This is a genomic window from Chryseobacterium sp. 2P (assembly GCF_059579425.1).
In genome coordinates, this window is the sequence record NZ_CM184194.1 from 1,507,791 (window position 1) to 1,520,193 (window position 12,403).

The window sequence follows — 12,403 nt, forward strand, 5'->3', positions numbered from 1 at the left end:
CCTACTTTAAACTAAATTATATAAAGGAATGTTTACACTTTTTGATTAACCGAAAAATCAGTTTAGACATTCTTATTGAGAGAACCGCAAGAAATTGTCGGTTCTTTTTTTATTTTAGCACCATGAAAATACAAATCATCAGCGATCTGCATCAGGAATTCGGAATGTCGGAACTATCTTTTGATCATGCCGATGTCGTTGTTTTGGCGGGAGATGTTAATTTGGGAACAAAAGGAATTGAATGGATCAAAACAAAAATTCCTGATAAACCCGTGATTTATGTGTTGGGAAATCATGAATATTACAGAGGTTCTTATCCTAAAACGTTAAATAAAATAAAAGCTGCCGCAGAAAATTCCAATGTTTTTGTGCTGGAAGATTCTTTTACAGACATCGACGGGATTCGTTTTCATGGCGCAACGTTGTGGACGGATTTTTCTATTTTCGGAGATCCGAGATACTACGGATTCGTCTGTCAGCAAGGAATGAACGATTATAAGCAAATTAAAAGAGATCCTTCTTATTCCAAGATGAGGTCGATTGATATTTATAAAATTCATCAGTTTTCGAGATTGTGGCTAAAAGAAAGTCTTGAAAGTTCAAAGGGCATGAAGAATATTGTGGTTACTCATCATGCCCCAAGTTTACAGTCGAGTCCGGAACATTTCAAAAATGATCCGCTGACTTCCGCATACGTTTCCAATCTGGAGGATTTTATTCTGGAATATCAACCGCTGTATTGGATTCACGGGCATATTCACACGCCGAAAAGATACAAAATAGGGGAGACGGAGATTATCTGCAATCCGCACGGTTATATTTCGGAAAAGTATAATGGATTTGAGAGGGAGCTGATTGTGGAGGTTTAAGTTATTTAATTTCTTTCATGAATTTTTTTAACGCTTCAAAAGAGTCTGTTTCTTTAGAAAAAGCAGGATAAATTTCAACATGTGATGCTCCGGAATCTTTCAGCCATTTTGTCCAGATGATTTTCATGATTTCAAAATCTGTTGGCTGAATGGTTGTTGAACCATTTTTATCAAGCGATCTGTCTACCATTTCTAAAATTAAAATATTTATATCGTGAAGGTTATTAGACGTTTTTTTTATTAAATATTCAGGTTTTGAACTGATAAATTTTTCGAGGTCAGTGGATTTACTATTCAAAAACTCGGTTCTTATTTTTTTGATTAATTGCTGGTTTAATGTATATCCCAAATTGTTATTAGCGCTTTCTATGTAGCCGTCTGTAAAAAGGACAGCAATATTCTTTGTATTTTTAATTGTTTGTGCTGTGCTATCAATTTTATCGGGATTATTTATAATGGAGCTTTTGATTGTCTCATTGAAGTAATTCCAGACATCGGAACCGGAAGAATTTTGTAAAGAATAATTGTAAATCTTTGAAACCCCGGATTTAAATTTAAACACATCAGATTTCAAACCTTTTCTTTTGTATTCAGACGATGCTGATAAGTTATTCTCAAATTTTTTGAAATTAATTTCCAGATCTTTTGGATCCACTACATTCTTGTTCAAAATTCCCCGGTTGATAAAATCCAGTTTATAGACATCAAGCTGATTCATTTGTCTGTTATTTGTCTGTAATAAAGGCTCAATGTTGCCTATTATATTATTGATTAACAGCGTATCGTTTACAGGTTTAGGATGGATTTCTTTGTTGATTCTGTTAGATAGATCAGGGACAATTAATACGTTATAATCATGGATTTTTGTAAAAGACTTTATATCAACTTTAGGTTTTTTACCGCAATTAAATAAAAGAAATGTGAGTGCTAAAATGCTTAAGGTAAATTTTGTTTTCATAAAATATTTAAGTTTAATTTTGGGCGAAATCGGTAGCAAAACTTTCATTAAAAGCAATCATATTCAGCCATTTTTCGCATTCTCTAATGGCTTCAGTTGTTTTTGCTTCAGCTTTCGTAACTGCATAAATTTCAAATAAATATTTGCTCCAGCCTTCCATAAAGATGTTCACTCGGTTTTTCATTTCTGGTTTGGAGATCGGAAGTCTGTCGTTATCTACCTGACTTTGATAAATATGAGCAAGATTTTCCACTTTTTCTTTAAAGGTCAGTAACATTTGTTTCAGATTATTGATCTTGGTATTCGTCTGCATTGGTAAATCCTGAAGCTGCTTTGAAAAGTTTATTTTATTTCTTTCCGATGCGGAAATTTCACTGCGTAATCTGTTGTTTTCCTCTTTCAGGCTATTAATTTCCAGTCGGTACTCCTGCATTTCTTCTTCCAGTTTTTTAACAACGAATTCAGTTTTTTCCTGATGATGCGTTTTAGTTCTTTTATGATAAGACTGATAGAATTTTTCTGTAACAATTCCAAATAAATATACTCCTAAAGTCCCAAGAATAAAGACCAGCCAAAAATTTTCCGTCTGTAAAATATCTTTAAATTCTAACTGCTTATCGGTACGGTTGGTTAAATATTCTATAAAGTTGATATTTTTTGCCACCCGATAAGCGATAAAGCAATCAACCAGAAAAATTAAAGATATGCCTCCGTAATTGTTAAACAGTCTCTTCAATGTATTACTTATGCTGCTTTCTTTATCAGATGGTTCTTCTTTATTGGGCATGATGAGTTTCATCATTCCTAGTCCTAAAGGAATACTGACGAAAAGGAACAAGAATAATATTCCGCCGGCTCCTTTGTTCCAAATTTGTGTGATGGCATCAGAATTAAAAACTTCCGGTGTTTCCGGAACTATACCTCTGTTTAAAGCGGATAGTGTTTCATTTTTCGAAAAAATAAATATATAGGCAACAGAAGAATAAAATACGAATATATACGATAAAAGCATGATACCTATAAATCCTAAAGTAACCGTTAAAGGCCAGTTAACAGGAGGTTTTACAAAATCAACTTTCAATTCGTTTATTTTTTTCATCAGAACATCAATTTTATCCTGAATGAAAGGGATTTTGATGGAATTATTGGATTCTATAAGCTGTTTTTTATCCTCAATATTTCTCTCGGTTTCCCGAATGTTATTTTCTGTGTTTTGTATTTCAGCATCCAGATTATAATTTAGTGTGTCAATCTCATTCTGAGTTTTCATTTCTACGTTACTGATGCTGACTTTCAATTGCTCTTCAATTCTGTTTTTAAGTCTGGTTTTCTTCTCTGCAATCACTTCTATTTCGTTAATGAAATTCGAGTAAAGACTATCCATCGCTTGTGGAAGAACCTGATGATCGCCCTGATTTTCAAAAGCTCTTTGATAAGCGTTTTCTTTCAGAAGATTTTTATCAAATGAGCCGACTTCTGTCGCTATAATGCTATCCAGAACATCTTTAAAATCTTTCAGAGATTGCTCCTGAAAATTCAATGGTTTATTTGGGCTTTCAGATTTTAAAGGATTCATTACCGGAAGAAATGATGCGTTTTCTTCTCTTTCAATTTCTTCAAGACTTAGTCCGTTGTTGAGTTTTTCCACTCGGTCTTTGATCTTGAAAAAACTTTCTGTAAGTTCATTTACTGTTTTAGGGAAATTGGTTACCAAAACCTGTTCATGATTATTTTTGGCATTATTTGACCAATTATAGGAACCTGAAATGGCGATAGTACGGTCTATCACACAAAATTTCAGATTCATCATTCCGTAACCAATATTCCTGATTTTCGTAAAATGTAAGCCCTGACTTACCAAAATATCAAAATCGAGTTTTTCATTATCGGGCTGATCAGAAAGAACCAGTAAAACTTTTACGTTTTGCAGAAGTTTTTCTTTAATAATTTCATACAAATCCTGATTGGTGAACCAAGCCATAGCAATCAGAATTTCGGATTTTGCGTTTCTTAGTTCAGATTTTATTCTTAGTAAAATATCATCTGTATTAGAAATTGAATCTTGAATCATTGTATTCATAATTATGGTTATAGAGTTTTAAATGGAGAAAAAATTAAACTATGATTTCTGTTTTAATGAATCAGTTTTATGATACAAATGTAAATACATGAAAAATAAATTTTTTACGGTTTTCCGTAATCGAAAATTTTTTATACGAAAAATGCCCGGAGAAAATCCGGGCATTTCGTTTTAGAAATATATAAGTAAGATTACTTTAACGTAAACTTCACCTTCGTTTTTATGGCATCGGAAGAATTACCGATCTGTGCTTCAAAATCTCCCGGTTCTGCAACCCAATCATGTTTTTGGGGATCGAAGAAACTTAAAGCAGATTGATCAATGGTAAATGTTACTTCTTTTTCTTCTCCCGGATTCAGATACACTTTTTCAAAACCTTTTAATTCTTTAGCCGGTCTTTCAACAGACGATTTAAGGTCGGAAATATACAGTTGGGCAACTTCCGCTCCGGCTCTTTTCCCTGTATTTTTCACAGAAACCGTAAACGTGATTTTATCATCCTGAGACATCGTTGTTTTATCGACTTTGGCTTTTCCAAATTCGAAAGTGGTGTAGCTTAAACCATGTCCGAAACTGAATAAAGGTTTTATTTTTTTCGTATCATGCCATCGGTATCCCACAAAAATTCCTTCATTGTATGCGATGTTGATCGGATTTTTCTGATCTTTGCCTTTATCCGCTGCCAATTCCGCTTTATTTCCGGGATATTCTCCCAACTGATGCGCAGAATTGTCTTCCAGTTTCACAGGGAAAGTGAAAGGCAGTTTTCCTGATGGGTTTGCATCACCTGCTAAAACCGAAGCAATAGAATTTCCTGCCTCAGAACCCAAATACCAAGCCTGAACAACAGTCGGAACTTCTTTAATCCACGGCATTGCCACCGCATTTCCGGAAACCAGAACAACCGCAAGATTTTTATTCGCCTTTGCCAATGCAGCAATTACATTATCCTGATTGTAAGGCAATCCGTAACTTTTTCTGTCGTTCCCTTCACTGTCCTGAAAATCTGCTTTGTTTAATCCTCCAACGAAAATAACATAATCAGATTTTTTTGCCAGTTCTACGGCTTCGTTTAATAATTCAGCTTCAGAACGGTTATCTTTTAAATCCTGTCCGGATTTTACCCCATTGTATTCTCCGCCGATGTCTCCCACATAACCTCTTGCGTATTGTACATCCGACTGTTTCCCGAATCTCGCCTTAATTCCGTCTAAAGGAAGCGTTTCGTATTTTACTTTTAATGAAGAAGAACCTCCGCCAACGGTCATGATTTTAATAGCATTTTCACCAATGACCGCTATTTTTTTAGCTTTATTCAGATCAATCGGAAGAATATTTCCCTGATTTTTCAACAATACAATTCCTTCTTCCCCGATTTCTTTTGCAATAGCTTTATGCTCTTCTGAAGCGATATTTCCGAAAGGTTTGTTTCGGTTCATTGTTGTTTTATACGCAAGATTTAAAAGCCTTGAAACCTTATCGTCCAACTCTTTCGTTCCTACTTTTCCGGATTTAATTAAATCTAAATAAGGCTTTGCCAGATAATAATTGTCGTAAGCATTTTTTGTACCTGCTGAAAGTCCGTTTGTCCAGCTTCCGAATTCCAAATCCAGTCCGTTATGGATAGCCTGTTCGGTATTGTTAACAGCACCCCAGTCGGAAACCACGACCCCTTTATATTTCCATTCTCCTTTTAAAATATCGTTCAGAAGATATTGGTTCTGGCTAGAATACTGACCTTTATACATATCATAAGCTCCCATGATCGTCCAAGAATCACCTTCTGTTACAGCCGCTTTGAAAGCCGGAAGATAAATTTCGTACAACGTTCTGTCGTCCACTTTTACATTGCTGGTATGGCGGAACATTTCCTGATTGTTCAGGGCGAAATGCTTTACAGAAGTTGCCACACCGTTGGATTGTACTCCTTTGATGTAAGGAACTACCATTTTTGAAGTCAGATAAGGATCTTCACCCATGTATTCGAAATTTCTTCCGTTGAGTGGAGTTCTGTAAATATTAACTCCTGGTCCCAGAAGAATATCTTTTTTTCGGTAACGGGCTTCTTCACCCAATGCTTTACCGTAATTCCAGGACATTTTTTTATTCCATGTCGCGGAAAGTGCCGTTAAAGCAGGATAGGCGATAATGGAGTCGTTCGTCCAGCCTGCCTGATTCCATTCGTCCCACATCACTTCCGGGCGAACTCCGTGAGGACCGTCCGTTGTCCAGAATTCAGGAATTCCCAATCTCGGAACTCCCGGCGAACTGAATTTTGACTGGGCATGAAGCATCGCCACTTTTTCTTCCAGAGTCATTCTGGAAAGGGCATCTTTTACCCGTAATTCCACAGGTTTGGATTCGTCTAAATAAACAGGAAGCGGTGTATTTTGAGCCATATAAGAAGCAGAAATAAATGTGAATAAACTTACAATGGCGGTTTTCTTAAACATAAAAAGCCTTTTTTGATTGGAAACAAAAATAGCAAAAAATTTTATTATCTCAAATTGAGAAAATATATTTTTAAATAAATAATTTTTAATAACCCGTGATTTGAAAATAAAAAAGACATCATTTCAAAAAACTGAAACAATGTCTGAATATATAATAATAGACTTTTTTAAAATGTCAATGGTGAATTGTCAATGGTGGATTGTTAGTGATGAATTTTAAAGCATAACGGAAAAATTCACTATTCACCATTCACAATTCCCTCAAATCAGTTCCAGCCTTTTACAGCACCGCCTTTGAAAATTTCTTCCGCCTTTTTTACCACTTCATCAGATTCATAGGCTTTTACGAAATTTTTTACCTTTTCGGAGGTTTTGTTATCTTCTCTTGAAACAATTACATTTACATAAGGAGAATCTTTATCTTCTTTGAAAATTCCCTGTTTATCGGCATCCAATCCCGCCTGAGCCGCAAAATTATTGTTGATAATGGCAATCACCACTTCTTTATCATCCAACACTCTCGGCAGTTGCGGCGCTTCAATTTCAAGGATTTTTAACTGTTTAGGATTGGCAACAATATCCGTTACTTTCGGTAAAAGTCCGATACCGTCTTTCAGTTTCAGCAAACCGTTTTTCTGTAAAAGAAGTAAGGAACGTCCGCCATTGGTAGGATCATTCGGAATTACAACTGTGCTTCCGTTCTGAAGTTCATCTATGCTTTTAATTTTCTTTGAATACGCGACGATAGGGTAGACAAAAGTATTTCCTACAACCGCTAATTTATATCCTCTCTGTTTGGACTGTTCGGTTAAATAGGGAACGTGCTGAAAAGCGTTGGCATCAATATCGCCGTTATTTAGAGCTTCATTAGGAACCACATAATCGTTAAAGGAAACCAGTTCTACTTCAAGATTGTATTTTTCCTTCGCTACTTTTTTCGCCACTTCGGCAATTTCCTGTTCCGGTCCGGAAGTTATTCCTACTTTTATAAAGTTCGGATCCTCTTTTTTTGATGAATTACAGCCGGTAAATGCTAACAAACCCGCTGCTAAAAAACTTAAAATCTTTATTTTTTTCATTGTAAATTATTTTCTTTTAAAAAAGGGCGAAAAGCAAAAAGGTTAGATTTTTAAAATTCTTTAATAAATAAAATATGGCTTTTACTCCTTTTTGCTGATCTTCCGCCCGATTGATGGCTGAAATTTTCAAACCATCACACTATTTCACATTCACACTTATCACATTATTTTCAAAATACTCGCACACACTCACACACACACTCACTCTCATTCTCACTCTCACACTCTCAAACACTCCCACTCAAAAACTCCAACTCAAAAAACTCAACGATGATCAAATCTCTTCGCCAATCGGTCTCCTGAAAACTGAATGATAAAAACAATCGCAACCAGTAATCCCAACACAAGATTCATAATCACGGCATCATAACCGATGTAGCCGTACTGATAACCGATCTGTCCCAATCCTCCCGCTCCGACAGCTCCTCCCATCGCAGAATAGCCGACAAGCGTAATTAAGGTAATTGTTGCGTTATTAATCAAAGAAGGAAGTGCTTCCGGCAACAATATTTTTATGATGATCTGAAACGGACTTGCTCCTAAAGCTCTTGCAGTTTCAATTAATCCATGAGGAACTTCCAGTAAGCTGTTTTCTACCAGTCTTGCAATAAAAGGAGCTGCTCCGATGCTTAAAGGAACCAAAGCTGCGTTTATCCCGATTGATGTTCCCACCAGACTTCTCGTGAAAGGAATCATCCACACAATTAAAATAATAAAAGGAATAGAACGGAAAATATTCACCAGAACAGATAAAATCCTGTTATAGATTACATTTTCCAAAAGCTGACCTTTCCGCGTTAAAAACAATAAAATTCCGACAGGCAAGCCCAGAACAAATCCGAAAAACCCCGAAACAAACGTCATAAAAACCGTCTCCCAAATTCCCTTTGATAAAAGAGAAATCACCGTATCACTAAGCATATCCTCTTACCGTATTTTGAATTTTATTCTGATTGAAATAATAAATGGCCTGCTGATTTTTCTCCTCTTCTCCCTGAAGCTGAAGCAATAGTTTTCCAAAATTGGAATCGCCTAAATATTCAACATCCGCTTTCAGCAGTTTGTATGGAATTTTATATTTATCGTAAACAATGGAAAGCAGTTCTTCAACCGATATATTTTCATTAAGTTCTACTTCCACCAATGGAAATAATCCGTCTTGTGGCTCTTGCTGTAGTTTTTTATTCAGTTCCTGTGGTATCGTCATAACACTAGAGTTTAAAAATTGTTTGATGATAGGATTCTCTTTGTTCGAGACAATCTCGCTTAAAGTTCCTTTAATTAATAGTTGACCTTTGTCGATTACCGCAACATGGTTGCAAACCGTTTTGATGACTTCCATTTCGTGCGTAATCAACAAAATCGTAATTCCAAGTTTCTGATTAATATCCCTCAACAATTGCAAAATCGATTGTGTGGTTGCAGGATCGAGCGCACTCGTCGCTTCATCACAGAGCAGGAGATAAGGATCATTTGCTAAAGCCCTTGCAATGGCAACCCTCTGTTTTTGTCCTCCCGAAAGACTTTTAGGATAATCATGAGCTTTATCTTCCAGTCCTACGATTTTCAGCAGATCATTTACTTTTTTATTAATTTCAGTTTTGCTGACATGATCCAGCTCTAACGGAAGCGCAATATTTTCAAAAACAGTTCTCGAAGAAAGCAGATTAAAATGCTGAAAAATCATCCCGATCTTTTTCCTTTCCTGTGCCAATTGTCTCGAATTTAATTTCGTAAAATCCTTTCCGTTAATCACGATTTTACCACTGTCAGGTTTTTCAAGAAGATTCACCGTTCGGATTAAGGTGCTTTTTCCCGCTCCCGAAAATCCGATGATGCCTACAATATCGCCCTGTTCAATCGTCAGACTTACATCATTCAGCGCCTTAAACGACTGTTTCTTCTGATGAAATGTTTTTGAAACATTCTTTATCTCTATCATTTTTTACTTAAATTTTATATTGGCTGATAAGGTCTTGCGGTTTTGTTCACGTATCTTATCACTCTTCTTATTTTCACTTTAGACCGTTTGGAAAGCTTAAAATATTTAGTCACGTTCGTTAAAAGAACTCCGGCAAGAATAACAATCAGTCCGTAAAACTGATTGATGTTAATGGTCTGATTCGCAACGATCCATCCCGCAATTACAGTAACAATAGGATTGATGTAAGTATGCGTACTTACCAAAGCGGCAGGTTTTACAGACAAAAGCCAGATATACGAAAGGTAAGCGATAATTGATCCGAATACAATAAGGAAAAACAATCCTAACCATGCGTTTAACGGTACTTTTATGATTGAAAAACCAGTCCATTCATTTCTGAAAAATGCAATAACCAATGAAGCAATACCGGCAGTAATAAGCTGTTGGGCAATATTCATAAAGGTTGAATGGCCAGCCGGATTTTTTTTGGAATAAAGAGACCCTAAAACCCATGCTACAGAGCTCAATCCCAGAACAATAAATGCAATTATCCTGATTGAAGCATCTGCTGTTTGTGTATGAGAGCCGGAAGAACTTACACTTCCGTTGAGAAATAAAATAAGTCCTGCAAACCCGATCACCAAGCCCAAAGGAATAAACTTATCCGAGAAATAATAACTCCAGTTTTTCTTATCAATGGCGATAAACCAAAAAGGTCCCGTTGCAATAGCGATGGCTGCTTCAGAAGCGGTTACATATTGTTCTCCCCACGCAACCAATCCCGTTCCTCCCGTAAGGATGAGAATTCCGGTGATGGCATTTTTTTTCCAGTTGATGGCAGAATTGGCTTTTTCACCTTTTACGAGCAGATATCCGATCATTATTATTCCTGCGCCCAAAAATCTGAACCCCGAAAGAATAAAAGGCGGAAATCCGTTTAACCCGAAAGAAATGGCGAGGAAAGTAATTCCCCATATTACATAAATATTGGTGAAGGCTATAGGAATCAGCCATTTGTTTTTATTAGTATTCATGATATTTTTTAATGTTGTTTTTAAATAAAAAAGGCTCTACAACGTGGTAAAGCCTTTAGAAATATGTCATATAAAAGTAAGGTTAACCACAACAGGAATGAAGCATAGGCATACAGCAATACATCATCATAAAATGATTGATATGTTTTCTTACGGTGCTGTTCTTGAATTCTGCTTTCATTGTATTATTATATCCTGATTACGGTTGCAAATATAAAACATATTTTTTATTAGTCCACTAAAAAAGTAGACTTTTTAGAAAATAAATTGATCTCTTGTTTTTAATGTTTTGATTTTTAATGATTTAATTTTTGAAAATACTATCAATTCACCTTTAATTTCGCTCAAAAAAGCCGAATAATAGCTTTAAACTTCCTTTTGATGTTCCGAAAATCAAGCCTTCGCTGCGTGTAATCCCTTCGCAAACGAAAAATTTACAGCGATACAAACAGAAAATTTATGTTCATCACCTTAAAAAAAGAATTCACCGCTTCTTTCAGTTTAATCAAAATAAAACGGATTTATTATCATACATCATGATCCGGCAAATTCAGGCTGCCTAATTTTACATCATCATTAAAAATCAAAATTATGGAAAGAACAGAAGTTGTTTTAGGAAATGTAAGAGGAGAAATTCAGCTTTTCTCAGACGATAAAAAAGCAGGGAAAATGGACATCTCTGTCATTGGAGATAAATTAACGGTATACCATACGGAAGTAAACGAAGAATTTGAAGGCAGAGGATTTGCAAAGATCCTGCTGGAAAAACTGGTGTCATATGCAAGAGAACATCAGCTCAAAATTGTTCCGCTGTGTCCGTATGTTCACGCCCAGTTCAAACGCCGTCCCGACGAATACAGCGATGTATGGTCCAAAGAAGAACTGTAAAAATTTATAATTGTAAACCATTAACTTTTAATTGAATCAAAATGAAAGCACTGAACTTTTTGGTAATCGGAAAAAATGTCGAAATTCTTGCAACCTTACAAAGAATTATCGAAAAAAATGATGGGTGGAAGGCTGAAATTCTGAGTGATGAAAGCAAGAGCGAGGATTTTATCAAGAAGAATCCCGTCGATATCGTTTTGCTGAGTTCCGGTCTGGAAGAGCAGTTCGAAAAACAGATCGGTGTTTTTTGCAGAAATTTTGATGAAAATATAAAAATAATAGAACATTACGGCGGCGGAAGCGGATTGCTGTTCAACGAGGTGGAAAGCAGCTTTGCAGCAGCAAAAAAACCTGAAAACAGAGTCGTGCACCGCGCAGATTCAAGAGGAGTAACCAACGAACAGTGGCTGGTCAGTAAAAAGACCTTCAGCTTCGGAGAATTTTATGATCCCGAAAAAATGCAGTTCGGCGCCTTAAGAGTGCTGAATGATGATACCGTAGCCACAGGAAAAGGCTTTGGAACGCATCCTCACGACAATATGGAAATCATCAGCATTGCACTGGAAGGAACCCTGATCCATCATGACAATCTGGGAAATCATAACGAAATAAAAGGCGGCGAAATTCAGGTGATGAGCGCCGGAACAGGATTAATGCACAGTGAATTCAGTAAAGATGAAGGCGATTTGGTTAAATTTCTGCAAATCTGGGTTTATCCCAATAAAAGAAATGTAACGCCAAGATACGACCAGATGAAACTCGACAGAACGAAAAGCCAAAACAGATTTCAGCAGATCCTTTCACCCGATCCTCAAGACGACGGAATATGGATTCATCAGGAAGCATGGTTTCATCTCGGAGATTTTGAAAATACGGCTGAAACCCAATATCAGATAAAGAAAAAAGGAAACGGTGTCTATGTTTTTATCATCAAAGGAAGCGCAGAAATTGAAGGACGGAAACTGGAAGAAAGAGACGGCTTCGGAATTTGGGATATTTCCGAATTAAACATAAAATCCACATCGGAAAACACTGAGATTCTTCTCATGGAAGTTCCGATGGAAGTGTAGTGATATCGTGTGAATTGTTTTGAAGCTCTCTTTTTTAAGGGAGCTTTT

General features: G+C 36.2%; 10 protein-coding genes. 3 read left to right on the forward strand and 7 right to left on the reverse strand.

What is annotated here, in order from left to right; translation table 11 throughout:
* Positions 1-122: 122 nt before the first annotated feature.
* Positions 123-869 (forward strand): metallophosphoesterase, encoded by a 747-nt coding sequence (locus tag AC52CF_RS06890; RefSeq protein ID WP_375181074.1) that lies wholly within the window; start codon positions 123-125, stop codon positions 867-869.
* Position 870: 1 nt separating this feature from the next.
* On the opposite strand, the gene AC52CF_RS06895 is transcribed toward AC52CF_RS06890, so the two are convergent.
* From AC52CF_RS06895 to AC52CF_RS06925, 7 genes are all read right to left on the reverse strand, one after another.
* A complete protein-coding gene (locus AC52CF_RS06895) occupies positions 871-1,827 on the reverse strand; it encodes a hypothetical protein (protein WP_375181075.1) in 957 nt (318 codons plus the stop codon).
* 13 nt (positions 1,828-1,840) lie between these two features.
* Positions 1,841-3,898: a phospholipase D-like domain-containing protein gene (locus AC52CF_RS06900; protein WP_496517975.1), complete on the reverse strand. Its 2,058-nt coding sequence runs from the start codon at positions 3,896-3,898 to the stop codon at positions 1,841-1,843.
* Positions 3,899-4,098: 200 nt separating this feature from the next.
* Positions 4,099-6,360, reverse strand: a complete 2,262-nt coding sequence (locus AC52CF_RS06905) for a glycoside hydrolase family 3 C-terminal domain-containing protein (protein WP_214590268.1) — start codon at positions 6,358-6,360, stop codon at positions 4,099-4,101.
* A 266-nt stretch (positions 6,361-6,626) separates the two neighbouring features.
* Positions 6,627-7,439 (reverse strand): methionine ABC transporter substrate-binding lipoprotein MetQ, encoded by an 813-nt coding sequence (gene metQ, locus AC52CF_RS06910; protein ID WP_185205281.1) that lies wholly within the window; start codon positions 7,437-7,439, stop codon positions 6,627-6,629.
* Between the two features lie 264 nt (positions 7,440-7,703).
* A complete protein-coding gene (gene metI, locus AC52CF_RS06915; protein ID WP_375181078.1) occupies positions 7,704-8,360 on the reverse strand; it encodes a methionine ABC transporter permease MetI in 657 nt (218 codons plus the stop codon).
* Positions 8,353-9,381 carry a methionine ABC transporter ATP-binding protein gene (locus tag AC52CF_RS06920; protein WP_375181079.1) on the reverse strand — a complete coding sequence of 343 codons (1,029 nt, stop codon included), beginning with the start codon at positions 9,379-9,381 and terminating at the stop codon, positions 8,353-8,355. The genes metI and AC52CF_RS06920 overlap by 8 nt, the downstream gene beginning before the upstream one ends.
* A gap of 14 nt (positions 9,382-9,395) precedes the next feature.
* Positions 9,396-10,397, reverse strand: coding sequence for an EamA family transporter (locus AC52CF_RS06925; RefSeq protein ID WP_375181080.1), 1,002 nt, complete (start codon positions 10,395-10,397; stop codon positions 9,396-9,398).
* A gap of 591 nt (positions 10,398-10,988) precedes the next feature.
* On the opposite strand from AC52CF_RS06925, the gene AC52CF_RS06930 reads away from it, so the two are divergent.
* Together AC52CF_RS06930 and AC52CF_RS06935 are read left to right on the forward strand one after the other, a co-directional pair.
* Positions 10,989-11,285 (forward strand): GNAT family N-acetyltransferase, encoded by a 297-nt coding sequence (locus tag AC52CF_RS06930; protein ID WP_496517976.1) that lies wholly within the window; start codon positions 10,989-10,991, stop codon positions 11,283-11,285.
* A gap of 41 nt (positions 11,286-11,326) precedes the next feature.
* Positions 11,327-12,355, forward strand: a complete 1,029-nt coding sequence (locus tag AC52CF_RS06935; protein WP_496517977.1) for a pirin family protein — start codon at positions 11,327-11,329, stop codon at positions 12,353-12,355.
* Positions 12,356-12,403 lie beyond the last annotated feature (48 nt).

Bases quoted from the DNA above. Each gene is read 5' to 3' on its own strand.
- AC52CF_RS06890 (WP_375181074.1), top strand. From the start codon at position 123: ATGAAAATACAAATCATCAGCGATCTGCATCAGGAATTCGGAATGTCG.
- AC52CF_RS06895 (WP_375181075.1), bottom strand. From the start codon at position 1,827: ATGAAAACAAAATTTACCTTAAGCATTTTAGCACTCACATTTCTTTTA.
- AC52CF_RS06900 (WP_496517975.1), bottom strand. From the start codon at position 3,898: ATGATTCAAGATTCAATTTCTAATACAGATGATATTTTACTAAGAATA.
- AC52CF_RS06905 (WP_214590268.1), bottom strand. From the start codon at position 6,360: ATGTTTAAGAAAACCGCCATTGTAAGTTTATTCACATTTATTTCTGCT.
- metQ (WP_185205281.1), bottom strand. From the start codon at position 7,439: ATGAAAAAAATAAAGATTTTAAGTTTTTTAGCAGCGGGTTTGTTAGCA.
- metI (WP_375181078.1), bottom strand. From the start codon at position 8,360: ATGCTTAGTGATACGGTGATTTCTCTTTTATCAAAGGGAATTTGGGAG.
- AC52CF_RS06920 (WP_375181079.1), bottom strand. From the start codon at position 9,381: ATGATAGAGATAAAGAATGTTTCAAAAACATTTCATCAGAAGAAACAG.
- AC52CF_RS06925 (WP_375181080.1), bottom strand. From the start codon at position 10,397: ATGAATACTAATAAAAACAAATGGCTGATTCCTATAGCCTTCACCAAT.
- AC52CF_RS06930 (WP_496517976.1), top strand. From the start codon at position 10,989: ATGGAAAGAACAGAAGTTGTTTTAGGAAATGTAAGAGGAGAAATTCAG.
- AC52CF_RS06935 (WP_496517977.1), top strand. From the start codon at position 11,327: ATGAAAGCACTGAACTTTTTGGTAATCGGAAAAAATGTCGAAATTCTT.